The organism is Peptacetobacter hominis, from assembly GCF_006861675.1.
Lineage (GTDB): Bacteria > Bacillota > Clostridia > Peptostreptococcales > Peptostreptococcaceae > Peptacetobacter > Peptacetobacter hominis.
The window spans coordinates 123,553-149,429 of the sequence record NZ_SGJB01000001.1 but is presented as its reverse complement, the minus strand read 5'-3'; the positions used below and the strand labels follow the sequence as shown (position 1 = coordinate 149,429).

At 32.6% G+C, this 25,877-nt stretch carries 26 protein-coding genes; 6 read left to right on the top strand and 20 right to left on the bottom strand.

Annotated elements, in window-relative coordinates; translation table 11 throughout:
- Positions 1-152 precede the first annotated feature (152 nt).
- The 3 genes from EXD82_RS00695 to EXD82_RS00685 form a co-directional block, all read right to left on the bottom strand.
- On the bottom strand, positions 153-1,160 hold the full coding sequence (locus tag EXD82_RS00695; RefSeq protein ID WP_142534989.1) for an SPFH domain-containing protein: 1,008 nt from the start codon (positions 1,158-1,160) through the stop codon (positions 153-155).
- Between the two features lie 51 nt (positions 1,161-1,211).
- Positions 1,212-1,691, bottom strand: a complete 480-nt coding sequence (locus tag EXD82_RS00690; RefSeq protein ID WP_246081977.1) for an NfeD family protein — start codon at positions 1,689-1,691, stop codon at positions 1,212-1,214.
- Between the two features lie 90 nt (positions 1,692-1,781).
- On the bottom strand, positions 1,782-3,278 hold the full coding sequence (locus tag EXD82_RS00685; RefSeq protein WP_142534988.1) for an NAD(P)H-hydrate dehydratase: 1,497 nt from the start codon (positions 3,276-3,278) through the stop codon (positions 1,782-1,784).
- 531 nt (positions 3,279-3,809) lie between these two features.
- Between EXD82_RS00685 and EXD82_RS00680 the strand changes: the two genes are divergently transcribed.
- The 4 genes from EXD82_RS00680 (at position 3,810) to EXD82_RS00665 (ending at position 8,002) form a co-directional block, all read left to right on the top strand.
- Complete coding sequence (locus tag EXD82_RS00680) at positions 3,810-4,649, top strand: ABC transporter permease (protein ID WP_142534987.1); 840 nt, start codon at positions 3,810-3,812, stop codon at positions 4,647-4,649.
- Between the two features lie 26 nt (positions 4,650-4,675).
- Complete coding sequence (locus tag EXD82_RS00675) at positions 4,676-5,431, top strand: ABC transporter ATP-binding protein (RefSeq protein ID WP_142534986.1); 756 nt, start codon at positions 4,676-4,678, stop codon at positions 5,429-5,431.
- A gap of 153 nt (positions 5,432-5,584) precedes the next feature.
- On the top strand, positions 5,585-6,589 hold the full coding sequence (locus EXD82_RS00670; protein WP_142534985.1) for an ABC transporter substrate-binding protein: 1,005 nt from the start codon (positions 5,585-5,587) through the stop codon (positions 6,587-6,589).
- A 438-nt stretch (positions 6,590-7,027) separates the two neighbouring features.
- Positions 7,028-8,002 (top strand): ABC transporter substrate-binding protein, encoded by a 975-nt coding sequence (locus tag EXD82_RS00665; RefSeq protein WP_142534984.1) that lies wholly within the window; start codon positions 7,028-7,030, stop codon positions 8,000-8,002.
- Between the two features lie 148 nt (positions 8,003-8,150).
- On the opposite strand, the gene EXD82_RS00660 is transcribed toward EXD82_RS00665, so the two are convergent.
- The 6 genes from EXD82_RS00660 to dut all read right to left on the bottom strand — a co-directional run bounded on the left by EXD82_RS00660 (position 8,151) and on the right by dut (position 12,748).
- Positions 8,151-9,200 (bottom strand): sulfate/molybdate ABC transporter ATP-binding protein, encoded by a 1,050-nt coding sequence (locus tag EXD82_RS00660; RefSeq protein ID WP_142534983.1) that lies wholly within the window; start codon positions 9,198-9,200, stop codon positions 8,151-8,153.
- A gap of 31 nt (positions 9,201-9,231) precedes the next feature.
- Positions 9,232-10,071 carry a GNAT family N-acetyltransferase gene (locus tag EXD82_RS00655; protein ID WP_142534982.1) on the bottom strand — a complete coding sequence of 280 codons (840 nt, stop codon included), beginning with the start codon at positions 10,069-10,071 and terminating at the stop codon, positions 9,232-9,234.
- Between the two features lie 83 nt (positions 10,072-10,154).
- Positions 10,155-10,820 carry a molybdate ABC transporter permease subunit gene (gene modB / locus EXD82_RS00650; protein ID WP_142534981.1) on the bottom strand — a complete coding sequence of 222 codons (666 nt, stop codon included), beginning with the start codon at positions 10,818-10,820 and terminating at the stop codon, positions 10,155-10,157.
- Between the two features lie 38 nt (positions 10,821-10,858).
- Positions 10,859-11,638 (bottom strand): molybdate ABC transporter substrate-binding protein, encoded by a 780-nt coding sequence (gene modA / locus EXD82_RS00645; RefSeq protein WP_142534980.1) that lies wholly within the window; start codon positions 11,636-11,638, stop codon positions 10,859-10,861.
- Between the two features lie 125 nt (positions 11,639-11,763).
- Positions 11,764-12,291: a flavodoxin domain-containing protein gene (locus EXD82_RS00640; RefSeq protein ID WP_174919118.1), complete on the bottom strand. Its 528-nt coding sequence runs from the start codon at positions 12,289-12,291 to the stop codon at positions 11,764-11,766.
- Positions 12,292-12,313: 22 nt separating this feature from the next.
- On the bottom strand, positions 12,314-12,748 hold the full coding sequence (dut, locus tag EXD82_RS00635) for a dUTP diphosphatase (protein WP_142534978.1): 435 nt from the start codon (positions 12,746-12,748) through the stop codon (positions 12,314-12,316).
- A 183-nt stretch (positions 12,749-12,931) separates the two neighbouring features.
- Here dut and EXD82_RS00630 point away from each other — a divergent pair, with 183 nt between their 5' ends.
- Positions 12,932-15,184, top strand: a complete 2,253-nt coding sequence (locus EXD82_RS00630) for a type IA DNA topoisomerase (protein ID WP_142534977.1) — start codon at positions 12,932-12,934, stop codon at positions 15,182-15,184.
- A 120-nt stretch (positions 15,185-15,304) separates the two neighbouring features.
- On the opposite strand, the gene EXD82_RS00625 is transcribed toward EXD82_RS00630, so the two are convergent.
- Positions 15,305-15,655 carry a DUF2200 domain-containing protein gene (locus EXD82_RS00625; protein WP_142534976.1) on the bottom strand — a complete coding sequence of 117 codons (351 nt, stop codon included), beginning with the start codon at positions 15,653-15,655 and terminating at the stop codon, positions 15,305-15,307.
- 249 nt (positions 15,656-15,904) lie between these two features.
- Here EXD82_RS00625 and EXD82_RS00620 point away from each other — a divergent pair, with 249 nt between their 5' ends.
- Positions 15,905-16,150: a hypothetical protein gene (locus EXD82_RS00620; RefSeq protein ID WP_142534975.1), complete on the top strand. Its 246-nt coding sequence runs from the start codon at positions 15,905-15,907 to the stop codon at positions 16,148-16,150.
- 53 nt (positions 16,151-16,203) lie between these two features.
- Here the strand turns inward: EXD82_RS00620 and EXD82_RS00615 are convergent, their stop codons facing one another.
- The 10 genes from EXD82_RS00615 to EXD82_RS00570 form a co-directional block, all read right to left on the bottom strand.
- Positions 16,204-16,398: a hypothetical protein gene (locus EXD82_RS00615; protein ID WP_142534974.1), complete on the bottom strand. Its 195-nt coding sequence runs from the start codon at positions 16,396-16,398 to the stop codon at positions 16,204-16,206.
- Positions 16,399-16,640: 242 nt separating this feature from the next.
- The gene (locus EXD82_RS00610) at positions 16,641-17,387 is read right to left on the bottom strand and encodes a nitroreductase family protein (protein ID WP_142534973.1); all 747 of its coding nucleotides are present in this window, start codon (positions 17,385-17,387) and stop codon (positions 16,641-16,643) included.
- A 61-nt stretch (positions 17,388-17,448) separates the two neighbouring features.
- On the bottom strand, positions 17,449-18,024 hold the full coding sequence (locus tag EXD82_RS00605) for a DUF3841 domain-containing protein (protein ID WP_142534972.1): 576 nt from the start codon (positions 18,022-18,024) through the stop codon (positions 17,449-17,451).
- Complete coding sequence (locus EXD82_RS00600) at positions 18,000-18,557, bottom strand: DUF3841 domain-containing protein (protein ID WP_142534971.1); 558 nt, start codon at positions 18,555-18,557, stop codon at positions 18,000-18,002. The genes EXD82_RS00605 and EXD82_RS00600 overlap by 25 nt, the downstream gene beginning before the upstream one ends.
- Before the next feature lie 140 nt (positions 18,558-18,697).
- On the bottom strand, positions 18,698-21,328 hold the full coding sequence (ppdK, locus tag EXD82_RS00595) for a pyruvate, phosphate dikinase (RefSeq protein ID WP_142534970.1): 2,631 nt from the start codon (positions 21,326-21,328) through the stop codon (positions 18,698-18,700).
- 103 nt (positions 21,329-21,431) lie between these two features.
- Complete coding sequence (locus EXD82_RS00590; protein WP_142534969.1) at positions 21,432-22,274, bottom strand: pyruvate, water dikinase regulatory protein; 843 nt, start codon at positions 22,272-22,274, stop codon at positions 21,432-21,434.
- A gap of 5 nt (positions 22,275-22,279) precedes the next feature.
- Complete coding sequence (locus tag EXD82_RS00585) at positions 22,280-22,915, bottom strand: helix-turn-helix transcriptional regulator (RefSeq protein ID WP_142534968.1); 636 nt, start codon at positions 22,913-22,915, stop codon at positions 22,280-22,282.
- 273 nt (positions 22,916-23,188) lie between these two features.
- Entirely contained in the window at positions 23,189-24,013 is an 825-nt protein-coding gene (locus EXD82_RS00580; protein ID WP_142534967.1) for a sulfurtransferase, read from the bottom strand.
- A 186-nt stretch (positions 24,014-24,199) separates the two neighbouring features.
- Positions 24,200-25,192: a (Fe-S)-binding protein gene (locus tag EXD82_RS00575; protein ID WP_246081976.1), complete on the bottom strand. Its 993-nt coding sequence runs from the start codon at positions 25,190-25,192 to the stop codon at positions 24,200-24,202.
- A 1-nt stretch (position 25,193) separates the two neighbouring features.
- On the bottom strand, positions 25,194-25,871 hold the full coding sequence (locus tag EXD82_RS00570; RefSeq protein ID WP_142534966.1) for a TVP38/TMEM64 family protein: 678 nt from the start codon (positions 25,869-25,871) through the stop codon (positions 25,194-25,196).
- Positions 25,872-25,877 lie beyond the last annotated feature (6 nt).

Below are 25,877 nucleotides of genomic sequence, written 5' to 3'. Positions count from 1 at the left end.
CCGTGTATAATATGCATAATTTTCTGACACATCAAAAAAAGCCACAATTTATACTATAGTATAGTATATTGCGGCTTTTTTAACATTTTTTTAACAATATAACTTTATTATATTTTTTATTTTATGAAATAGTAACTAAAAAACATAATTTTTTATTTTTCCACTGCATCATCCATAACTTCTTTTATTCCCTTAAATGTTCCAAGAAGTTTTACTGTGTCTGATGGAAGTACAAGTTTTGCAGAGTCACTTTCACCAAGTTTTTCAAGTGCTTCCATTGATTTAAGTGCAAGTATATTCTCGTCTATATCCGCTTCCTTCATAGCCTTGAATACCATTGCAAGACCTTCTGCGGTAGCCTCCTGAGCTCTTCTTATCATCTCAGCTTCTCCTACAGCTTTTGCTATTGCAGTCTGTTTTATAGCTTCTGCTTCACCTTCTGCAACAAGTATAGCAGATTGTTTCTCCCCTTCTGCCTCTCTTATCATGGCTTCTTTTTTTGCTTCAGCTCTAAGTATAGCAGACTGTTTTTCTCCTTCTGCCTGAAGTATTGATGCAGATTTATTACCTTCTGCCTGAAGTATTGCCTCTCTTCTTTCACGCTCTGCTCTCATCTGTTTTTCCATAGCTACCTGAATGTCATGAGGAGGCATTATATTCTTAAGTTCAACTCTGTTTACTTTTATACCCCACTTATCTGTTGCCTCATCAAGTATTGTTCTCATCTTGGCATTTATTATATCTCTTGAAGTAAGAGTTTCATCAAGGTCTAGCTCACCTATTATATTTCTAAGTGTAGTTGCTGTCAGATTTTCTATGGCAGATATAGGATTTGCTATTTCAAATACATATCTTACAGGATCTGTAACTTTATAGTATACAACTGTATCTATCTGCATAGTTACGTTATCCTTTGTTATAACCGGCTGAGGCGGGAAATCTACAACAAGTTCTCTAAGGTCTATTACATATGCCATTGTATCTATGAAAGGTACAAGAAAATGAACCCCTGTTTTTGCCTCTTTCCTGAATTTACCAAGTCTCATGATTATACCTACTTTTGACTGTTTTATAACCTTGACACATGATATTGCTATTACTACTATGGCTATAATCAGCACAAGAAGTATAATTGTTCTTACTATTGCTCCTGCAGTCATGTCTTTTTCCTCCCTTGACTTTAATTTCTATAGAAACGGATAATCCGTAGTCTATTCCTGTTTATCATCATCTTTTTCTGTATCATCCTTACATCTTCTTACTATAAGTTTTACTCCCTCTATTCTTACAACTTCAACTACAGTTCCAGGTTCGATAAGTTCATCTTCTTCAGCTGCAGCGCTCCATTCTTCTCCATCCAGAACTGCTATTCCATATATCATTTTTCCTGTAAGAGCTTTTATAGTAGCTTTTTTGCCAACTATAGCATCAATATTTGTATTTGATACATAAGTCTTATCTTTTTTTATTATGCATTTTGTAGCTATTATAAGCATGATTGTCGATGTAACACCAAATATTATTATCTGTACAACTATACTTTCCACATATGAAGATGCTACCATTGCTATTATAGCTCCAAAGCTGAACCATATAAGCGTAAGACTGGCTGTAAATATCTCTGCAACACCAAATACAACAGCGGCTGATAACCACATTATTTTTATCATATCTATACTTAATTCAGCCATATTAATCTCCTCCTGTCGTGTTTCTTATTTATATTATACACTATAATTGTATGTACAATACGTTACAATTAGGTTTCAATATTCTCATTATTATCTCAATATCTCTTTGATAGCGACAGGCAGATAATTTATTATATCTGATGCATTTACCACAAACTGTTTTTCCGAAATAATATCCGCTATATATCCATGAATATACGCTCCTGCAGCTGCAGCATGAAGTGGTTCTGTTCCCATTCCGCAAAGTGAAGTAATAATTCCAGTAAGACAGTCTCCCATTCCTCCATTTGCCATGGCACTGTTTCCTGTAGGATTTACAAAAGTATTATATCCATCAGTTATAACCGTTCTGTTTCCTTTTAAAAGAATTATCGCTCCTGTGGTTCTTGCCGCTTCTTTAGCTGTATCTATTCTATTTGAATTTATATCTGAAATACTTTTTCCTGTAAGTCTCGATAATTCTCCCGGATGAGGAGTCAGTATCACTTTCCCAGGATAATCTTTTATAAGTTTCAGATTTTCTGAAAGAGAATTAATTCCATCTGCATCTATTACAAGAGTAGAGCTTGTTTTTTCCATTATTTCATTTATCTTTGAAAGAGTCTTGCTATTATTTCCCATTCCCGGACCTACCGCAATGGCATCTGAGTCACATATAATTTTTTCAACTCTATTTTTTTCATCATATGAACATGTCATTGCCTCCGATAATTTCCGAGAAACTATATCCTGTATCTCTTTTTCAGTAACGAGTGTAACAAGACCGCTTCCTGTCTTTACAGCAGATTGCGCGGCAATATACGCAGCACCTGAAAATCCGCTGCTTCCGGCAAACACTGTTACTTTTCCATAACTTCCCTTATGATCATTTTTCTTCCTTCTTTTGATCCACTTACTTATATCTTCTTTTTCTGTTATAAATTCATAATTATGAAATTTTTCTTTTATTTCTTTTGGTACTCCTATTTTTTCAACAACAACTTCACCTTTATATTCGTCGGAACTATATTCAATCAATCCCCTTTTATAAAATTCAAAGCTTATTGTTTTATCTGCTTTTATTGAAATACCCATGACTTTTCCCGTATCACTGCTGAGACCTGAAGGCATGTCTATTGCATATGTATATGCTGATTTTTCATTTATCGCTTCAATAACTTTTCTGTATATTCCCTCTATATTTCTTTTTAGACCTGTTCCAAAAAGCGCATCTATACATGCATCACTTTTTGAAAACCGATCTTTTGCATACTCCAGATTTATTTCATCAAGTATTTTTATATCTGCGTCCATATTTTTCAGTATATCAAAATTTATTTTTGCACACTCGCTTAATTTATTTATATTTCCTACAGCAAATATTTTTACATCTATTCCTTTCAGTATAAGATGTCTTGCTATACCAAAACCATCTCCTCCGTTGTTACCCATACCACATATTACACATATGCTTTTATGAATTTTTGTATCTATATGTTTCATCGCAGCATGAACTGCATTTTCCATCATTACAATCATTGGGATACCTATATCATTTGAACAGGCATTATCTATATTAGATGTCATATTTGATGTTCCTATTATCATATCTCAACCCTCCATAATTTTTCCTATAGGTATTTATTCTCTAAAAGAGTTGTTTTCCCTTTATTTCATATTCACTATTTTGTTAATTGTGTATAAATTTAGAATTTTTTTCTTTTTTTTGTTGACAGATGCTTTTTTGTGAGTTAGAATGAATAACATAGAAAAGCGAATCACAAAAGATTCAGAAAATAGATATTTTAATTTTAGAAAAATCAATTTTTAGAAAAGGAGAAATGTATTATGAAAACTTTAGCAAATGTTCAGAGACGATTTTATTATAGCCAGTTTAGATAGGGTTTGTGTCTAATCCTTATGCGACTAGATACAGGCCCCTTAAGACAGAAGGAACTTGTATCTATGTTGGCTAGGATTTACGTTTGTTATAGTTTTTATATTATAATATGTAGCCACATAGAAACGACTATGTGGCTTTTTCGTGTATAATTATTGCCGCATAGTATTCAAATCTATGCGGCTTTTTTAATTAAATTGAAATATCTCAAAATTAATTAGAATAGGAGTGTTACATTTATGATTTCAGTATTTACACAAAGTTTAATTCTCGCAATTATGGCCCTGGGGGTTTACATCACTTACAAAATTCTTGACTTCCCTGACATGACAGCTGATGGAAGTTACACAATGGGAGCATCTATAATAGCAATATCACTTGCAAGCGGAATATCACCGGTAATCGGTATAGTTCTTGCAGTTATAGGAGGAGCTCTTGCAGGACTTATAACAGGACTACTTCATATAAAATTTAAGATATCAAATCTTTTATCAGGAATACTTACAATGGGAATGCTTTACTCTATAAACCTTAGAATAATGGGAAAATCAAATATACCACTTTTCTCATACAAAAGTATTTTCTCAGGTACAGTTTCTCCGGTAATAATAGCAATTGTATTTGTAATAATAACAAAGCTTCTTCTTGATTTATTCCTTAAGACAGGAATGGGCTACACTCTAAAAGGTGTCGGCGATAATGAACAGATGATAAAATCTCTTGGTATAGATGTAGGAAACATAAAAATACTTGGACTTATGATATCAAACGCACTAATAGCATTATCTGGTGCTCTAATGGCTCAGTTCCAGGGATTCTCAGATGTTACAATGGGTATCGGTACTCTTGTACTTGGAATAGCCTCAATAATAATAGGACTTACATTATTCAAAAAAGTAAAATTTGTAAAAGACACTATGGCAATTGTTGTAGGAGCTTTCATATACCAGTTCACTATATACTTTGCTCTAAACCTTGGAATGCTTTCAACAGATCTTAAACTTATATCATCACTTATAATAGTCGCATTCCTTGCAGTAAGTAATCTAAAAATCGAGAAAAAACAAAAAGCGAAATAAATATAAATTTTCAGGAGGTAATCACTATGCTACAGTTAAAAAAAGTAACAAAATCTTTCCCAAACCCATACGGTGAAGCAAATACAGTATTAAATAAACTTTCAATAGATGTACAGGATGGAGAATTCGTATGTATCGTAGGAAGTAACGGTACAGGAAAATCAACTTTACTAAATATAATTTCAGGTCTATTAAAAGAAACATCAGGACAGATAATGCTTGATGGTGTCGATATCAGCAGCCTGCCTGAATACAAAAAAACACAGGTTATAAGCAGAGTTTTCCAGAATCCTAGTCTTGGAACATGCCCTTCAATGACAGTAAGAGAAAATCTTTCTCTTGCACTTAACAAGGGAAAACTTCTTAATCTGAAAAAATGTCTAAGATACAAAACAGATAAACTTGAAGGTCTTCTTGATGGAATCTCTCTTGATTTGAAAAAATTCCTTGATACAGAAGTAAGATTTCTTTCTGGAGGTCAGAGACAGTCTCTATCACTTATAATGTCTTGTCTTGCAGATCCTAAGGTTCTTCTTCTTGATGAGCACACAGCTGCACTTGACCCAAAAACATCAAACGAGGTAATCGCACTTACAGATGAGATTGTCAGAAAAAAACACATAACAACTCTAATGGTTACTCACAACCTTAAACACGCTCTTGAATACGGAGATAGACTTGTTATGCTTCACAAAGGTGAAATAGTAATGGACGTAAAAGGTGAAGAAAAGAAAAATATGACTGTTGAAGATATACTTGAAAAATTCGAATACGCAGTATAAAAAATTTATCAATAACCAAAAGCAAAAAATCAGATATGATTATCAAAAGAATATATTTCAGAATATTATGATTATTAATTATCGATATTATTAAATTGGGAATAAACCCGTATAAATAATATACATAAGGCTAAAAAACAGGAGGACAGAACAATGATAAAAAACAGCAAACTTACATCACTACTACTTGCAGGAATATTAGGAGCATCTCTTCTTACAGGTTGCTCTGGAGGAGGAGATACAGCTTCATCTGATGAAGTAAAAAAAATAGGTATAACACAGCTTGTTGAACACCCTTCACTTGACCAGACCAGAGAGGGATTCATAAAAGCTCTTGAAGATAACGGATATAAAGACGGCGAAAATATAGAAATAGATTATCAGAACGCACAGAACGATAACCCTACTTCTCAGACTATAGCATCAAATTTCGTAAACGATAAAAAAGACCTTATATATGCAGTATCAACTCCATCTGCTCAGGCTGCATATAACGCTACAAAGGATATACCTATATTATTCACAGCAGTTACTGATCCAGTGGAAGCTGGACTTGTAAAATCACTTGATAACAAAGATGGTGGAAATGTATCAGGTACATCTGACTATCTTTCTATAGATAAATCTCTTTCACTTATAGACACACTCAAACTTGATGTAAAAACTATAGGTGTAATGTATTCTACAAGTGAAGTAAACTCAAAAGTACAGGTTGATGCTCTTAAAGAATATGCAAAAACTAAAGGATATACAGTTGTAGAAAAAGGTATAAGTGCATCATCAGAAGTAAACCAGGCTATATCAAGCTTAGTTGGAAAAGTAGACGCTCTTTATGTTCCAACTGATAACCTAGTTGTATCTTCTATGCCAATAATAGCAAAAACTGCAAACGAAAATAACCTTCCAATACTTGCATCTGACGAAGGATCTGTTACTTCTGGAGCTCTTGCATGTGCAGGTGTTGACTACTATCAGTTAGGATACAAAACTGGAGAAATGGCTGTAAAAATACTTAAAGGTGAAGCTACTCCAGCTGACTTAGCAGTAGAAACTATGGATGAGCCGGTTATAACTATGAACGAGGATACTATGAAAACTCTTTCTATAGAAAAACCTGCTGATGTAGAAGTAAAAACTGTGACTACTGAAACAAACTAAAATTTATTTTTCAGATAATTTCAAAAAAAACTATTGACATTATTAATCTAAGAGTTTAGTATATATACATAACAAGTTCAGAATATTTTAAGAACTTGAATTAAAGAATAAATTTAATGAAAAGGAGAAAATGATATGAAAACTACAGCATTATTAAACAGCAAAACTTATTATTACTATTATAGCCTATACATTTAGGTCTGTATCTGACTTACAGGTACAGGCCGGAACACAATTCCAGGGTTTGTATCTGTGAGGTTATAATAAGTCTGTTTTTAATGATGTTTTCATGCTTATATATGCCGCATAGATCGATATTATGCGGCTTTTCTTTTGCAAATACCGGCTGTCATAATATCCATGACAGCTTTTTTAATCCCTGGATTATACGACAAAAAAATCATAATCACAATTAATTATAATCAGGAGGAAAATAAAATGAAAAACAAAAAACTTTTATCAATATTATTATCAGTATCACTAGGAGCTATGATGTTTACAGGATGTTCATCTAACGCAGGTTCATCAGGGGATGTTAAAAAGATAGGTATAACACAGCTTGTTGAGCACCCTGCACTTGACCAGGCAAAAGAAGGATTCATTGAAGGACTTGCAGAAAAAGGATTTGTTGAAGGTGAAAATATAGAAATAGATTTCCAGAATGCACAAAATGACAACCCTACTTCTCAGACTATAGCTTCAAACTTTGTAAACGATAAAAAAGACCTTATATTTGCAATATCTACTCCATCTGCACAGGCTGCACTTAATGCAACAAAAGATATACCTATAGTATTTACAGCTGTTACAGACGCAGTTGAGGCAGGACTTGTATCATCAAATGAAAATCCTGGAGGAAATGTAACAGGAACTTCTGATGCAATACCTGTTGAAAAAGCACTTGACCTTATAAAGAAAATGGTGCCTGATGTTAAGAAAATCGGTGTTGTATGTAACACAAGTGAGATAAACTCAAAACTTCAGGTTGATGCTCTTAAAGAGGCCGCTTCAAAAGAAGGTATAGAAGTTATAGATAAAGGGGCTACACGGGCAAACGAAGTAAACCAGGCAGTTTCAGCTATAGCAGGAAATGTAGATGTAATATTTGCACCGACTGACAACCTTGTAGCATCTTCAATGTCTATAATATCAAAAGTGGCTTCAGATAATAATATTCCGGTAATAGGAACTGAAGAAGGACACGTTGAAAATGGAGCACTTGCCTGCAACGGTATAAGCTACAAAGAACTTGGTAAAAAAGCAGGAGAAATGGCAGCAGATATATTAAATGGAAAATCTCCTTCTGATATACCTGTTACAACTCTTGAAGATACTCAGCTTATAGTAAATAAAAATGTTATGAAAAAACTTGGATTAAATGCAGATAATCTTGAAAATGTAACATTCAAGTAATATATAATAATTAAAACAAAATATTTTTATTCAATTGATAACTATAAAAACAGGACAGATTCTTATTCAACCTACATCAGGTTAATTTGAATCTGTCCCTTCTTTTATATATAATATTCTATCTGTACATATGATTTTATATCACAAACTATTTCCAAACAAAATATACTATACTTTCTTTTTTTATAGAAATTCTATATTCTTTTTTATTCTCATCGTAAACATCTCTATCCATATCAATATATACTTTTCCTGTATATATCCTTACACTATCTGGACTTACCTCTGCATAATCAACCCTTATATTTGTATTTATAAATTCTTCATTCTCACAATTCTCATCGGATACAAAAATGTCCCTTCTATCTATTGCAAAACAGTGTTTTCCTGTATTTTTCCAATCGTTTTTTTCTATAATTTCTTCATATAATATATACTCTATACTATCAGGACTATATGCATCTTTTTCTTTCTCTACCTCGACGATGCAATATCTGCCTGTAGCCATAGCTTCCTCAATACTAACCGGTCTTTCAAATATATCATATTTATATGCCGATCTTTTTATATTTCCATCGTATATAACTGCTATATCGTCAGAAAGCCTGTATGCCTCTCCTACATCGTGGGTAACTATAATCACTGTTCCATCAAACTCATCTATTATATCTCTGACTTCTCTTTCCATCTGTCGTCTCAAATTTATATCCAATGCTGAAAAAGGTTCATCAAGTATCAGTATATCAGGATCTGATATTATAGCTCTTGCAAGTGCTGTTCTCTGCTTTTGACCACCTGAAATTTCTGAAGGCTTTTTGTTTCTTATGTCCCCAAGTCCAAATTTCTCTATTAAATTGTTTGTTTTATCGATGGCTTTTTCTTTTGAAAATCTCTTTACTGCACCGCTTAATATATTTTTCTCTACGCTCATATGAGGAAAAAGTGCGTAACTCTGAAATAGAAATCCAGTATTTCTGTCTTTTATAGAGAGATTTATTCCTTTGTCTGAGTTATACAGTTCTTTACCGGATATTGATATTTTTCCATAGTCTGGTGTTTCTATTCCCGCAATACATTTAAGAAGCATACTTTTACCTGCACCAGATTTTCCCAGTATGCACAGTCTGTTTTTTTCGGATTTTATATTTACATTGAGATTGAAATCTCCTATTTTTTTGTTTATATTTATATCTATCATGTACTACCACCTTTCAATGGCTTGTATAACATTAAACTTCCTTTGACATTTCATACTGTCCTACTATATATTTAAAACCAATAGAATACAGTACATTTATTAGCTCCTCGTATTTTGTATCTACATTTTTTATATATACTTTCCCGTATCTGTTTATAAGATTTTCTATAAGTACAACAATATCTTCCTTTTGTGAGTACGCTATCTTTGCTACTCTTCCATTTTCCTTCATGTATATGATATAAGAGAATACTTCAGCACCATCTTTTATATATACAACCTCATAATCCTCAATATTATTATCTAAATTTGTTTTATTATATTCAAATGAAAATGGAACATCTACTTCTACTTTTAATACTTCTGATTTAAAATTCTCAAAAGAATCTGTTTTTATACTATCACAATTTTGGTTTATATCCTCTGAGTCCGATTTATCAAATTGAAAAACTGCAAACTCTCTTTCAAAATCAAATCCCTTTGACTTGTATGAATTGATAGCTTTTTCGTTATTTTTTAGAACTTCAAGATAGTATTTTTTTATTCCTTTTGATTTTATTCTCTCTTCTACAAATTTTACCATTTCTCCGAGAACATGCTTTCCTCTATGCTCAGGGACAACTCCTGTTGCAAAATCAAATACTGATACTTCATCATTATATATTCCTCGGCAGTTCATTATAAATCCTACCATTTTGTTGTTATAGAATGCACCACATGATATACTTCTATCAACACCATTTCTTTTCATTTCTGATTTTATGGCTTTTTCATTTAATACTATAGAAATCTCGTAATCAGAAAAAGCCTTATTAAAACATTCAACTAACTCACAATATGATACTTCTTTTAAATCTCTAAACTCGTACATTTTTAATCCCCCACTTAAAACTTATTTAAACAATCGTTTTATATAGCTACTCATTATAAATAATATCATAATCAAAATATAAACTAAATATGACTATTTTTTTCAGATATACTGTTCATAATATAAAGCACAATTGATGCCATAGACAGCATAACAAATACCCATATATAAGCCGTATTCATATCATTTCCTTCAGCAGCGAAGAATATAGCCATTGGAATTGTCTGAGTTTCTCCCGGTATATTTCCAGCTATCATAAGTGTCGCTCCAAACTCGCCAAATGCTCTCGAAAAACCGAGAACTGTTCCTCCAATTATACCCGGAAGTGCTATTGGAAACGCTACTTTTGTGAATAATTCAAACTCATTCATTCCTGTAATTCTTCCTGAATGAAGTATGTCCTCATCTATTCTTTCAAATGAAGATCTCGCTGTCCTATATATCATCGGAAAAGAAACAACCGCTGCTGCAATCACTGCTGCTGACTGTGTAAATATAACATCAATTCCCATATTATAAAGAATTTTTCCGACTGTTCCATTCCTTCCCAGTATTACAAGAAGTATAAAACCCGCAACTGTAGGTGGAAGAACCATCGGCAAAGTAAATACTGTGTCCATAATTATCCTGACTCTTTTTTTCATAAATGTAACAAAATACGCAACAATAACCCCAGATACAAAGGTTATCATAGTTGCCAGAAAAGATACTTTCAGAGATATTATAAACGGTGATATATCAAATCCCATCAATCAGTTTCTCCTTATAATTTTTTAGTCAATAAAATCTATTCAATAACCGTATATCCACATTCCCTGAATACTTTCACAGATGAATCATCATCTGTTATATATGTGTAGAGATTTTTTACATCTTCACTGTAGTTTCCTTTTATTACAGTTATTGGATATATTATTTCTGACAACTCATCGGCTTCATCTATTATTTTTATATTGTCTTTTCCAACAGTGTCTGTGTAATATACAAATCCCCGCTCGGCATTTCCCGTACTTACCCATGAATATACTTCCTTGACATCTTTTGCGAACACAAATCTACTCTGTAGCTTATTCCACAAATCTATATTCTCAAGGTATTCCTTTGCATATTTTCCAGCTGGTACACTTTCAGGCTCACCTATTGCTATTTTTCCATCTGTATTTGATATGCTTTCTATATTCTCCATTTCGCTATTATCCGATACTATTGCGACCAATCTGTTTTTCAGAAAATCCATTTCAGTTTCTTTTTCAGTAAGTTTCTTCTGTGAAAGTTCCTCTACCTGTTTTGTATCAGCTGATATAAAAATATCACACGGTGCTCCGTTTTCTATCTGTTGCATAAGAGATCCCGATGCACCGTAATTAACCCTTATATCGATATTTTTATTATTTGCCTCATATGTTTTCTCTATTTTTTCCATAGGTTCTTTCAGACTTGCTGCAGCAGATATATTTATAACATTCTTATCATCTGATGTAGTTTTTGAACTGCATCCCGACATAAAAGTCATAGATATTGCAGTTATTACAGAAAAAGTAATTATATTTTTAAATCTATTTTTCATTTTAATTCTCCTTTATTAGCTCGATGATATAATTATACGTCAAATACTATATTATTGCATATATACCTACAAAAATTAAATAAAAAAGCCGATGTAAATATCATATATATTACACCAGCTTTTTATTATACGTTCAAATATTCAACTATTTTTTCGAGATCATCAAAATTTATAAAATCTACTCTCTTATTATATGTGACAATAATAGACTTTGATTCTTCATCCAGTTCATCATATGGCTTTTTCTTTATACTCTGATAAAGTCCAAACATCATAATTTTATGTTTGATTCCCATAGTACCATAGTCAAGTATTCCTCTCAGATTAAAGATTTTTGTATTTTCAAACTGTCCTTCTGAAATCTGTTTTTTAATAGAATTTCGTATATTTTCTATATTAGTAGAACTTTTGTTATCAGCTATACCAACTGTTATAATTACAGTGTCCGTATCATAACTAATCTTTTTAAAAGTCTTTGAAAGTCCTACTACACCACCTGCATAAAGTCCACCAAAATATACAATCTGTTCATACTTTTCGATATCCTTTATCTTATCAAAAGATATACAGTCTATTCCTGTCAATTCAGAAAGTTTTTCTGCATACTTTCTGGTCGAACCATAACAACTTCCATAAATAATAATACGTTTCACTATAATCACTCCTTTTTGGATACTACTTTGTTCCTGTTGATCCGAATCCGCCTTCTCCTCTTTCAGAGTCAGTAAGTTCATCAACCTCTACAACATTTACCTCGTATATTGGTTTTACAATCATCTGAGCTATCTTCATATGCTTCTCAACAGTAAAAGTCTCTTTTCCGTGGTTTATAAGTATTACCCCTATCTCTCCTCTATATCCCTCATCTATAGTTCCCGGAGTATTAAGAACTGTTATAGAATGCTTAAGTGCAAGTCCACTTCTAGGTCTTACCTGTGCTTCTGTCATAGATGGAAGCTGTATTGCTATACCTGTTTTTATAAGTCTAGTCTCACCTGCAGGTATCTCGACCTCAGATACAGAATAAAGATCCATTCCTGCGTCTCCCTTGTGAGCAAATTTTGGTATTATAGCCTCTTCATTAAGTTTTTTTATTTTTAATTCGAACATGTTTTCGACCTCCAATTGATAAATATCTAAAAATATTATATACTAATATATGCACTTTGTATATTAATTACAATAAGTTATAAATCTTTATTGTAATTTGCTTATATTTCAGTAATTACATTGTATATTAAACTATAATAAATGGAAATAATACATATATACTAAAAATACAGGAGTAAAAAAATGAAACTTATACTTGCAGAGAAACCCTCTGTAGCCAGAACAATAGCGTCTTTTCTAGGTGCAAAAACTAAACACAAAGGCTATTTTGAGGGAAACGGATATATAGTTACATATGCGGTCGGACACCTGGTATCACTTTATGATATGAAAGACTATGACAAAGACCGCTACTCAGGTTCATGGAAAATGGAAAACTTTCCATTTATACCCGAGGATAAATTTAAATTCAAAGTAACATCAGATAAAAAAGAACAGTTCAATATAGTCAAATCTCTAATAAAAAGAGATGACGTTGAACTTATAATAAACGCAACCGATAATGATAGAGAGGGAGAGCTTATAGCTTTTCTTATTTTCTTTCTGGCAAAACCAAAGAAACCTATAAAAAGAATACTTGTAAATGAGTGGACTCCTGAGGATATTACCAGAGGAATGAACTCTCTAAAGGAAAATGATGAAATGCTTAATCTTCAGGCAGCTGGATATACAAGACTTATAACAGACTGGCTTATTGGAATCAATTTCACATCAGTAGCTACTTTAAAATACGGAAATGGAAAAATGCTCAACATCGGTAGGGTAATACTTCCAACTGTCAAACTCGTATACGACAGAGAAATGGAGATAAAAAACTTTGTTCCAAAAATATACTATGAAATCGAAGGTAACTTCAAAACTGAAAAAGGAACATACAAGGGAAAATATATTAAAGGAAAAGAATCAAAAATAGATACTATTGAGGATCGGAAGGCTGTTATAGACTCTATAACATCTGATAAGGGAACAATAAAAGATAAAAAAGTTACTAAAAGCAAAGAATATGCACCAAAACTTTTTTCTCTTACATCTCTTCAGGGGTATATAACTTCAAAGTACGCCAGATTCACATCTGACAAAGTCCTAAGTGTATGTCAGTCTCTTTATGAAGGAAAAGGAAAAGGTGGATTTATAACATATCCAAGAACCGACTCTATTTACCTTGAGGAAAGTTTGGCTCCAAAGGCCGAGCAGACCCTGAACAAACTTAAACAAGGACTTCCATACGAGGATAAACTGAAATTTTCAAAGACAAAAAGAGTTTTCGACTCTTCAAAGGTAGACAGCCACAGTGCCATCATACCTACATACATAGTTCCATCAAATCTTTCTGAAGACGAAAAAATTGTGTACGAGGCTATAAGAGATAGATTTCTCGCTGCATTTATGCCTCCTGCAGAATTTGAAAATACAGAAATAAAAACGGATGTCGACGGAAATTTATTTGTCACAAAGGGAAAAGTTCTGAAAGTCAAAGGATATCTTGAAATATACGGAAGACAGGAAAAAAACGATCTTCTTCCAGAAGTACAAAAGAACGAGGTTGTAGATGTTCTTGATATAAAACCTGTAGAAAAGCAGACCACTCCTCCAAAATCATACACAGAAGATACTCTTCTTAAAGCTATGAAAAACTGTGGAAAAAATGTATCCGAGGATGATACTACAGTTCTTTCAGGATATTCTATAGGTACCTCTGCCACAAGAGCTGAAGTTCTGAAAAAAATAAAAGATGTCGGATATGTCTCAAAAAAAGGTAAATCCTACTCCATCACAGAGCTTGGAATAAATCTCGTTGAAATATTCCCTGTCAAAGAACTTCTCGACGTCGATTTTACAGGTAAACTTGAAAAAAGTCTGAGCGATATACAAAAAGGACAGTTCACAAGAAGAGAATACCTAAATAATATATGCTCGTTTATAGTCAAAAGTGTCAACACTATGAAGATGGACAGAAAACAGAATATAAATACAGAAAGCTATGTCTACAACCAGAAGACAAAGAAATACGTAAAAGCATCTTCTCTGAAAAGAAAAACTGATTCCACAAATAAAACTTCAAAATCTTCATCATCAAAATCTGCCGGCAAGACATCAGGTCGGAATTCATCTAAAGAGTCAAAAGCTCAGAAGAATACAGATGAAGTTCTTGGAAAGTGTCCTGTATGTGGAAATGATGTAAAAGAATTTGAGAAAGGATTTTTCTGCGTAAACTACAAGGAATGCAGATACGGTATTTGGAAAGAGGATCGGTATTTCAAGAGAATGAAGAAGAAACCTACTAAGACTATGGTTAAATCCCTACTTAAAAAGGGAGAGGCAAAGGTAAAAGGATTTAAAGACAGCGACGGAAATAAGTTTGATGCTGTTGTTAAATATGAGAAAAATCCATCAAATGGAATGTACGGATGGATAGTAAAGAGGGAAGATAACTAATATAAGTCAATAAAGAAAACGACCATACAGCAAAATTACCGTATGGTCGTTTTTTTATAAATTATAAGTCGATATATATTTCATATATTATTTTGTTTCATAATATATAGATTCACTAATTTACTTTCGTAAAATATTTTCCATTTTCTTACCTTTTGCAAGTTCATCCACTAATTTATCAAGACATCTTATTTCCTGCATTAATGGATTTTCAATATTTTCTACTCTTACACCACATATGGAACCTTTAATTAATTTTCTGTTCGGATTTAGATTTGGAGCTTGTCTGAAAAAATCACCATATGACAAATCAGTATTCAGAAGTTGATTGATTGTTTCTTTGCTATATCCAGTCAGCCAACAGGTAATCTCTTCTACCTCTTCTCTTGTACGACCTTTTCTTTCAGCTTTTGCTATCAACATCGGATATACCTTGCTAAAAAGCATTTCAAATACTTTTTCTTCTTTCATACTTACTCCCCCTAATATATTATTACCATTCTTTTAAATTTTATACTTATTCCACTAATAATTTCAAACAACCTATTATATAAGTTATTATAATTATAACATTCACATTGAGATATTGAGAAGTAATAATCATATAACAATTGATATAACTTTTACGATTATTTATGCAGTATAAAGGAAAAATTTATATATGAATAGAATTCTAACAATATAATCACGAATTGGATTATATCTAAAGGAGATGATTTTATGAAAAAACCTGATTTTAAGACTCAAATGTGTATTATGATAACTATATTAATAATTTTATTCGCTGTATCTACAGTTACCAAAATTGAATTTTTCTCAAATGCAGGTACTTTCATATATGGTCTGGCTTTTTTTATAAACCCTGTATATCCAAAATCAGCTTCCGGAAATCATAAAACCTTGGAAAGAACCTCTAGAATCTGTGGTTTTATTCTGATGTTGTTTTCTTTTATTGCAAAATTTTGAGCATAAAAATACCCATTTTATCGAGTAGATTACTTTGATAAAATGGGTTTTATTTATTTCATTATCTTTTTCATAATAATCTCATAAAGTCTTACTATTACATTTGCTGTGAAACAAGCCTCCAAAATCAGTAAAAACCAGGCGATAATCATAATCAGTAAATTAAATGATAAATTAAAATAATTTATTCCATATAACGCAATACTTCCAACTATAAATGATATTACACTTTCCTTAAAAAAATACATACACTACCTCCATGACGATACCAATATCAATGTCTTTATCTGTTATAATATATACCCACAAAACTGAAATTTAAATATTTTATATAATATATATTATAGCATTATTTTTAAACAAACAATAGTGTTTTATTTACATATTGAAGTAAAGTATTTTACATATTATCAAATATATTAAAAACAAATAAAAACTGTCTGAATTAATATCAGACAGTCTACTTCAATCCTATATTTATAGTATTTAATTATAAAACATAAGTATAATCACTTTTTTCTTCGGCGTTACAGACTCCATTATTTCCCCACTCAAAATTTCCTCCACATATAATTTCAAAGTGGAGTTTTGCAATTCCGAGATCAACCTCATCAAACGGATAATCCATAGCTATACCAGCATAGACTATCCCATTTTTTAATGATATGACAGTTTTTTGCGAGTTAATTGCAGAGGGAGCTCTTACAACACTTTTCATACCGTCGACAAACCAATCCGGCATATCTATATCGCAATCGCTCATATCATATATGCTTTTACTCTTTCTATGTATCATCTTTCTTATTACATTCTCTTTGAGAGTAGTATTTTCCTGAACTTTCCCAATCGTTATCAGCGAAACAACAACTTCATCTTCTGACACATCCACAAGTTTTGATTTCCTGTCGTACGTTCCACCTACCCAACATGTACCAAGATTAAGTTTTTCAGCCTCAAGAACTATTATTTCTCCGTAATATCCAACTTTTTCTTTTAGGTTTTTTATATCTTTTTTGCCCTTTAATACGATTACTTCCTTTACATTCTTGAAAAATCCGTATCCTTTCATTCCTGATACAAGAGATGATCCATCTTCTATAAGTTCAATAGACATACCCGTTGTCCGGTTTATTCTATCTATCAGACCATTTATCCTGTTTTTTTCCTTCAGTCTCATCTCTTCACCCGTATAGCTTCTTCTTGATATTCTTTTTTCTATTGCTTCTTTTAAATCCATTGTCAAACCCTTCTTTTACACCTTACATAAACTATACTATCATTTTATTATACAGATATCTTTATTTTATTATCCACTCTTTTTTTATTCTCCAAAGTCCTGCCTGTACTCCAGAAGTTGTTGTATCATTTCCTGATTTTATACTGTCGTTATGTCTGAACAGATTACTCCAACTCATTTCTATCTGTCTTTTTAAATCTGGATAAAAAGTCGTAAACATAACTTTTGTTTCCATTACTCCATAATTTTTAAGAAGTTCCTTGAATTCATTTTCTTCATTTTCATTTTTTCCAACATATTTCATGCATAGAATTCTGTTCCAGTCCCTTACATCAAATAGTACAACCTCATCAAGCGGAACTTCAAGTTTGAGAAAATTGCCACCTCCAGACATATCCAGGTTATACATATCTGCAAATGCCCAATAAGGATATTCTGCCTCTTCAGGTTTTTTTGAATATTTTTCTGCCTCTTTTACAAACCAAGAATACGCAGTTGTAAAAACCTGTGCACTTTCCTCATATTTTTTCTCTACATATTTTTTCTTTGAGTAACATACACCATCTTTTTCTATAACATCAAGTACAGTATCTGACTGATTCGCATATAGTATTATTTTGTTATCCCTAATATCCATTCTTTTCTTACCTCCCATATATTTCCATAACATGAATTATTTCCCATTGATATTGAGTCGTCAAAAAGTCTTTTCCAGCTGTTTTGTATCTCCATCTTTATCTGAGGATAAAACCTGCTCATATATGCCTGTGCATCTCCTGTTCCATAGTCTTTCAGAAGCTGCTTATGTCTTTTCTCATCCTCTTCATCTTTTGGAATATATGAATAATTAAGTATCATACCCCATTTTTCTATATTTATATAAGTTATCATATCCTCATCTATTTCAAGTTCAAGAACTGCAAATCCTTTTTCAGGTTTCATTGTTGCATCCTTTGAAAATGAAACCCATACAGGATAATCGGCATAATCAGGCTTTTCTGAAGCTTTAGGTCCATTTTTTACAAGCCAATCATATGTTTCAAGTACAAGATCTGCCTCATCTCCGAGATCCTTTTTTATAAATTCTCTCTTTGTCAGGTATCTACCCGTTTTCTCTATTTCATCTAATACTTTTATATTCTGTTTTGTCCATACCTTTATTTTGCCCATAAATACACCACCTGAATATAAATTTTAATATAATTATTACAATAATATCAATTATACTACTCTAATATATTTCTACATGAAAAAAGGTATCCCCTTTTTAGAGGATACCTTTTGTTTTCTATTTATTTTTAATGTACTTATTAATATCTTGGATTTTTTATTGAAGCCTGAGCTGCAGCAAGTCTTGCTATTGGAACTCTGTATGGTGAGCAAGATACATAGTTAAGTCCTGTATTGTAGCAGAACTCTACTGAAGATGGCTCTCCACCGTGCTCTCCACATATACCAAGTTTAAGCTCTGGTTTTACACTTCTACCAAGTTTAGCACCCATCTGTACAAGTTTTCCTATACCTTTCTGGTCTAGTACCTGGAATGGGTCTTTTTCAAGTATTTCTTTGTCTACATATTCTCCAAGGAATTTACCAGCGTCATCTCTTGAATATCCGAATCCCATCTGAGTAAGGTCATTTGTACCAAAGCTGAAGAAGTCAGCAACTTCTGCTATTTCATCAGCAGTTACACATGCTCTTGGTATTTCTATCATTGTTCCTATTGTGTAGTCTACTCTTACACCTTTTTCTTCCATTACTTTTTCAACTGTTTCAGTTATCATTTCTCTTATAACTTTAAGCTCGTTTACTTCACCAACTAATGGAACCATTATTTCCGGAACAACTTTTATACCTTTTTCAACAGCCTGTATTGCACCTTCCATTATAGCTCTTGCCTGCATTACACATATTTCAGGGTAAGTTATTGCAAGTCTACAACCTCTGTGTCCAAGCATTGGGTTGAACTCTTCAAGGTCTACTATTCTTTTTCTTATTTTTTCTGCTGGTATTCCCATACTTTCAGCAAGTTCTTTTATAGTTTCATCATCCTGTGGTAGGAACTCATGTAGAGGTGGGTCAAGAAGTCTTATGTTAACCGGTCTTCCTTCCATTACCTCAAATATTTCGAAGAAGTCTTTTCTCTGCATTGGAAGTATTTTCTCTAATGCTTTTTCTCTCTGTTCTACAGTTTCAGAAAGTATCATTTCTCTAACTGCTGGTATTCTGTCTTCTTCAAAGAACATGTGCTCTGTTCTACAAAGTCCTATACCTTCTGCACCGAACTCTATAGCTGCTTTTGCATCTCTTGGGTTGTCGGCATTTGTTCTTACCATCATCTGTTTAGTTTCATCTACCCAGTTCATAAGTTTTTCGAAGTTTCCAGTTACCTCAACAGGAGACTGTTTAACTTCTCCAAGATAAACATTACCAGTTGAACCATCTATTGATAGGTAATCTCCTTCTTTTATAACAAGATCTTCACCTGCTCTTATTTCTTTTGCAGCTTCGTCAACTTTTATTTCACCGCATCCCGCAACACAGCATTTACCCATTCCTCTGGCAACAACTGCTGCATGAGAAGTCATACCACCTCTTGCAGTAAGTATACCTTCTGCTTTTACCATACCTTCTATATCTTCAGGAGAAGTTTCCTGTCTTACTAGAAGAGCTTTTTCTCCATTTGCAACTGCTTCTACAACATCGTCTGCATTGAAGTAAACTTTACCGCATGCAGCACCAGGAGATGCTGGAAGACCTTTTGCTATATGATGAGCTTCTTTTAATGCTTTATCTTCAAATGTTGGGTGTAGAAGCTGGTCAAGCTGATTTGGTTCAACTCTCATTATAGCTTCTTTTTTGTCTATTATTCCTGACTCAACAAGATCAACTGCTACGTTTATTGCAGCTTTTGCAGTTCTTTTTCCGTTTCTTGTCTGAAGTATAAATAATTTTTCATTTTCTATTGTAAATTCTATATCCTGCATATCTCTGTAATGGTTTTCAAGTATCTGAGTTACTTTTACAAACTGATCGTATATTTCAGGCATTACATCTTTTAAAGTAGATATATTCTGAGGAGTTCTTATACCTGCAACAACGTCTTCACCCTGTGCATTTATTAGATACTCACCGAATAGTTTGTTTTCTCCAGTAGCAGGATTTCTTGTAAATGCAACACCTGTACCACTTGTCTGTCCCATGTTACCGAATACCATTGACTGTATGTTTACTGCAGTACCAAGTTTGTTTGATATATCGTTAAGTTTACGATATACTATTGCTCTTGGGTTGTTCCAAGATCTGAATACTGCTTCTATTGCAAGCATAAGCTGTTTTTTAGGATCCTGAGGGAAATCTTCTCCAACTTCTTTTTTGTATATTCCCTTGAATTCTTCAACTATGCCTTTTAAATCTTCTGTTGTAAGGTCTGTATCAAATTTGTATCCTTTTTCTTCCTTAACTCTGTCTAAAACGTTTTCAAACTTATACTTAGGAACCTCCATTGCAACATCAGAGAACATCTGTATAAATCTTCTGTAACTGTCATATGCAAATCTCTCATTCTGAGTTGCTTCACAAAGACCTATTACACTATCATCGTTAAGTCCAAGGTTAAGTATTGTATCCATCATACCAGGCATTGAGAATACTGCTCCTGAACGAACTGATACAAGTAAAGGATTCTTAGTGCATCCAAGCTTTTTACCCTGAAGTTCTTCAAGTTCTGCAAGATGCTCTTCTATTTCTGCTACTATTTCAGCTCTTATAACTTTGTCATTATCATAGTAGTCATTACATGCATCTGTTGTTATTGTGAATCCCTGAGGAACAGGTAGACCTATTTTTGTCATTTCTGCAAGGTTTGCTCCTTTTCCTCCTAATAGAGATTTCATCTCCTTACTTCCTTCTTTAAAACTGTAAACATACTTAGTTTCCATTTTTAATCCCCCAATAATAGTTATTTTATAACCTTCTAAAATATTTTTATTTATATCTAAAGCTGAGTATCAATAACTTCTCCAAATTTATTATTACACAGCTTTATATTTCTCCATCTTTGAATATATTAAGTCCATTTTCTTTCATTATATCCAGGATTATCCCGGCTGTTTCTTCTATAGCCTTGTTTGCTACATTTATTACAGGACATCCAAGCTTCTTAAATACCTTTTCCGAATACTCAAGCTCATCCAGTATTCTTTCAAAGTTAGCGTAGTTAGCTTTACTTGAAAGTCCAAGAGCCTTCAGTCTTTCTGTTCTCACCTGATTCAGTTTTTCAGGAGAGTTAGTAAGTCCGATTATTTTCTTTGATGAAACATCTGAAAGTTCCTTTGGAATAGGTACTTCCGGAACAAGAGGTACATTTGCAACCTTTATATGCTTGTTTGCAAGGTACATACTTAGAGGTGTTTTTGAAGTTCTTGATATTCCTACAAGTACAAGATCCGCTTTTAACACTCCTCTAGGATCTTTACCGTCGTCATATTTAACAGCAAATTCTATTGCATCTATTCTCTTGAAATATGATTCATCAAGCTTTCTTATTATACCCGGTTCTCTCTTTGGTTTTTTATTAAGACGTCCACTTATCTTCTTTAACATATCAGACATAAGGTCTATAGTTGTTATATTTTCCTTCTGAGCAAAATCTTCAAGAAATTCTATAAGCTTTTCTTCAACAAGTGTATATACTACAATTGCATCCTGCTGTTTTGCATTTGTAAGTATATCAGAAAGCGTATTCTGATCTGTTACAAAAGGAAATCTCTTTATTTCATATGGATCCTTACCGTAAAACTGTGACATTGCAGCTTTTACAACATTTCTTGCTGTTTCACCGATAGAATCAGATATAACATATACTATAAGCTTTTCCACGGGCATTCCTCCTAACTGTCAACAACTTCAAGAAACAACTTGGTTATTGTTGTTTTTGAAATTCTTCCTACCACTTTTATTTTTGATTCATCTTCTGACTTTTCTACAACAGGAAGAGAATCGACCTCGTGCTCTATGATTTTTTTTGCTGCTGTAAGCACAGTATCATTTTTATCAAGCGTAACTATATTTGGCATTCTGGTCATTATCATTCCTACAGGCATTTTCTGTATATCAGTTCCACCCATAGTGGCCTTTAAAAGGTCTTTTCTTGATACCACCCCACAAAGATTATCATCGTCGTCAATTATCACAATACTTCCTACATCAGAAAGAAACATATTCACTATCGCATCATATATGCTTCCATCCTTTTTAGTAAGTACTGGAACACTCATTATGTTTTCGACCTTTCTTTCTTTTATATTGTTTCCAATAAGATTTACTTCATTGTTTCCTGAATAAAAGTACCCCACTTTAGGTCTTGCATCTAGTATTCCTGTCATAGTAAGTATCGCAAGGTCAGATCTTAAGGTAGCACGCGTCACATTGAGGCTTGATGCTATGTTCTCACTTGTGATTGGCTCTCTTTCCTTAACAATCTCTATAATCTTCAATTGTCTGTCGTTAAGCTGTATGGTAATCACCTTCTTTCATTTGTGCTACACTTTTTAACATATCACGCTTATATAGTATATTATATAACCTATTATCATATTCTGTAAATAGCATTTTCACATTTTATATCCAAAAAATAAAAAGGTGCCATAATAACCGGCACCTCATTGTATTATTTATTTTTCCATAGGCATTGACTCGTCTCCGCCCCACTCGTATATAGAACCTTCATAGTTCTTTACATTATCGAAGCCAACGGCTTCAAGTATCATAGTCACATAACCTGACCTGATACCCATAGTTCAGTATACGCAGAAACTATCTTCCGGTTTTACACCGTATTCAGCCATTATATCTTTTATTTCTTCTTTACTCTTTATTACACCATTTGAGTACATAAGATCCTGCCAAAGAAGATTTTCTGCTCCTTTTATATGTCCTCCTCTTGGTTCTCCAGCATTCTGTGAACCGCCATATTCGCTGTCTGTTCTTACATCAAGGATAACCTCTTTATCAAGATTCTCATATACATAATCTTTTGTTGCAGAACTGCTCTTATCAAGTTCAGAAAGTTTTACATCTTTATCTGTAGGAACTGCCTTTGATTCTTCCTTAGTAGTTTCATATCCTTTTTCAACCCAGTAAGTATATCCACCATTAAGGAATTTCACATTGTCCATACCAGCCATTCTAAGCTGCCATACAGCTCTACCATCGGCTCCAGGTCCATTCATTACATCTGAATAGAATACAACTGTCTTTTCATTATCTATTCCAAGTTCCTTAAGTTTTTTTACCATTTCATCCTTGTCTACAACTGTTCCCCAGCCTTCTTCACCTATTTTACCACTTATATCGGAAAATGGCTGTATACCTATATTTACTGCACCAGGGATATGACCTTTTTCATATACTTCCGGCTTGTTACAGTCAAAAATAAGTACATCATCGTTTTTTCTTATACTTTCAAGTTCATCTGCACTTATTATAAAGTCCACATCAGAATATTCCTCTATCCGGGCTTTTATTGTATCTTCGTCTTCAGAGGCTTTCTTTTGAGAACATCCAGAAAGCATAAATGATATAAGCATAGAAAAACTTAACAATATTACACTAAGCTTTTTCAATAGCTTCTCCCCCTTTATAAAAATTTATTATAATTTATATATATTACTATAGATATTATATATCTGACATTTTATATTTTCTATATATTAAGACAATAAAAGTCATAGTATATTCCTATATATAAATAGAAAAATACTATGGCTTTCATTATTTGAATAGATAATATCTATTCTATATTAAATAATTTATAATTTCTTTTTCATTCTATTGAATATACTCTTCATACTTTTTTCTGGATTTTCTTCTATTTCCAGTATCTCATTTAGAATATGTTTTACATTATTATGGCCATTTCTGCTGAAGTTTCCTGCACATGATGCACAGTATACAAGCATCTCTTCTTCAGAATTTTTTATTGCTTCATCCGCAAACTTCTTAGATATATCTGATTCTTTTCCCCCTGCACATCCGCCAAGACCACAGCATTGAGATTTTATAATTTTTATTTTATTAGTATCGTTTATGAAACATGAGAAACTATCAATTATTTCCCGGTTGTCTCTATCCGGACAAGGTATGAATAACGATTTATTTTCCATATCGATATTTTTTCCTATTCCAAGCTCTGAAAGAAGAGAGTATATACTTATTACTTCAGCATTTATCCTGTCTTTTAAAAAATAATAGCAGTTCGGACACATTGTCACTATTCGTCTTATACCTATTCTATCAAGATTGTAGTTTATATTTTCTATAATTTTATCAGATTCCGTTTTCATTCCAAGTTCTGATATAGGTTTTCCACAGCAATCATATACAACACCTATACCATATGATTCCAATAGTTTTTCTATTTTATCAGTTGCTTCGGGATAGAATGACGGAAAATTGCAACCGGGAAATAATACTGTATCTCCTTTTGCTTTTCCGTAATTTTTAAATATATAATCCTTCTTTTCCATAACAAGCATTGAATAGCCTTTTTCCGGTATTTTACCTGAATTATCTTCAACCAGCTTTTTTCTCATCTCTAGAGCTATTTGTCTGCCGTCTATATTCTTTGGACATACTCTTTTGCATTCTCCACATAAAAAACAATGGTATGCTATATCTTCTCTTGTGGAAAATTCTCTTAAATTAATATTATATTTATCTAAAAATAAACAGTTCCTTGTACATAGACCGCATTCTATACAATCAGAAACCATTTTTTCCATTTTCTCTTTGTATTTATTCATATTATTTATCTCCATCCCGTATATCTTTTTCTGAATTTATTCTTTTTGCAAGTATCAGTGAAACAACAGTTAATATTACAAGAAGAGCTATAGATATTATAAATTTTGGATCTGATATATCCGATGCCTTGTCTCCTATATTTATAAACACCAAAGTTCCAGGGAAAATCCCTATCATAGTAGCCAGTATATAATTTCTGAAGCTTATTCCGGAAAGTCCTGCTGCATAATTTATTACATTATATGGTATGGCTGGTATAAGCCTCATTACAAATATAACAAAAAAAGAGCTTTTGTCATCTGCTTCTATAAATTTATTCCACCATTTTTCCGGCAGTCTTTTCTTTAGAAAATTAAGAACCATTTCTCTTGCAAAGAATTTTGCCATTACAAACATGATTGCACTGTTAAGCCACGCTCCTATAAGTGTAAAAACAGTTCCTTTTAAAAGTCCAAATACTATCCCACCTGCAACTGCAAGGACAGGTACAGGAAAAAAAGCTATAGGAAGTAAGGCAAAAAGTACCATATAGGCAATAGGTGCAAAAATTCCAAATCCATCTACCCATATTCTTATATCTTCAACACCTATTCCACTAAGATATTTTTTATATAAAATTACAAGAAATACTATTACAGCTATTACTCCAAACTGTTTTAATCTCTTATTTATCTGCATTATATC

Coding starts and splice junctions, on each gene's coding strand:
- ppdK (WP_142534970.1), bottom strand. CDS start 21,328: ATGGAAACTAAGTATGTTTACAGTTTTAAAGAAGGAAGTAAGGAGATG.
- EXD82_RS00685 (WP_142534988.1), bottom strand. CDS start 3,278: ATGATAATAGGAACATCAAATATGACATCTAATATAGATAATGCCTGT.
- EXD82_RS00690 (WP_246081977.1), bottom strand. CDS start 1,691: ATGGCTGAATTAAGTATAGATATGATAAAAATAATGTGGTTATCAGCC.
- EXD82_RS00630 (WP_142534977.1), top strand. CDS start 12,932: ATGAAACTTATACTTGCAGAGAAACCCTCTGTAGCCAGAACAATAGCG.
- EXD82_RS00620 (WP_142534975.1), top strand. CDS start 15,905: ATGAAAAAACCTGATTTTAAGACTCAAATGTGTATTATGATAACTATA.
- modA (WP_142534980.1), bottom strand. CDS start 11,638: ATGAAAAATAGATTTAAAAATATAATTACTTTTTCTGTAATAACTGCA.
- dut (WP_142534978.1), bottom strand. CDS start 12,748: ATGTTCGAATTAAAAATAAAAAAACTTAATGAAGAGGCTATAATACCA.
- EXD82_RS00660 (WP_142534983.1), bottom strand. CDS start 9,200: ATGATAGATATAAATATAAACAAAAAAATAGGAGATTTCAATCTCAAT.
- EXD82_RS00675 (WP_142534986.1), top strand. CDS start 4,676: ATGCTACAGTTAAAAAAAGTAACAAAATCTTTCCCAAACCCATACGGT.
- EXD82_RS00590 (WP_142534969.1), bottom strand. CDS start 22,274: ATGCCCGTGGAAAAGCTTATAGTATATGTTATATCTGATTCTATCGGT.
- EXD82_RS00655 (WP_142534982.1), bottom strand. CDS start 10,071: ATGTACGAGTTTAGAGATTTAAAAGAAGTATCATATTGTGAGTTAGTT.
- EXD82_RS00570 (WP_142534966.1), bottom strand. CDS start 25,871: ATGCAGATAAATAAGAGATTAAAACAGTTTGGAGTAATAGCTGTAATA.
- EXD82_RS00665 (WP_142534984.1), top strand. CDS start 7,028: ATGAAAAACAAAAAACTTTTATCAATATTATTATCAGTATCACTAGGA.
- EXD82_RS00575 (WP_246081976.1), bottom strand. CDS start 25,192: ATGAATAAATACAAAGAGAAAATGGAAAAAATGGTTTCTGATTGTATA.
- modB (WP_142534981.1), bottom strand. CDS start 10,820: ATGGGATTTGATATATCACCGTTTATAATATCTCTGAAAGTATCTTTT.
- EXD82_RS00605 (WP_142534972.1), bottom strand. CDS start 18,024: ATGGATATTAGGGATAACAAAATAATACTATATGCGAATCAGTCAGAT.
- EXD82_RS00680 (WP_142534987.1), top strand. CDS start 3,810: ATGATTTCAGTATTTACACAAAGTTTAATTCTCGCAATTATGGCCCTG.
- EXD82_RS00625 (WP_142534976.1), bottom strand. CDS start 15,655: ATGAAAGAAGAAAAAGTATTTGAAATGCTTTTTAGCAAGGTATATCCG.
- EXD82_RS00610 (WP_142534973.1), bottom strand. CDS start 17,387: ATGGATTTAAAAGAAGCAATAGAAAAAAGAATATCAAGAAGAAGCTAT.
- EXD82_RS00670 (WP_142534985.1), top strand. CDS start 5,585: ATGATAAAAAACAGCAAACTTACATCACTACTACTTGCAGGAATATTA.
- EXD82_RS00600 (WP_142534971.1), bottom strand. CDS start 18,557: ATGGGCAAAATAAAGGTATGGACAAAACAGAATATAAAAGTATTAGAT.
- EXD82_RS00695 (WP_142534989.1), bottom strand. CDS start 1,160: ATGACTGCAGGAGCAATAGTAAGAACAATTATACTTCTTGTGCTGATT.
- EXD82_RS00615 (WP_142534974.1), bottom strand. CDS start 16,398: ATGTATTTTTTTAAGGAAAGTGTAATATCATTTATAGTTGGAAGTATT.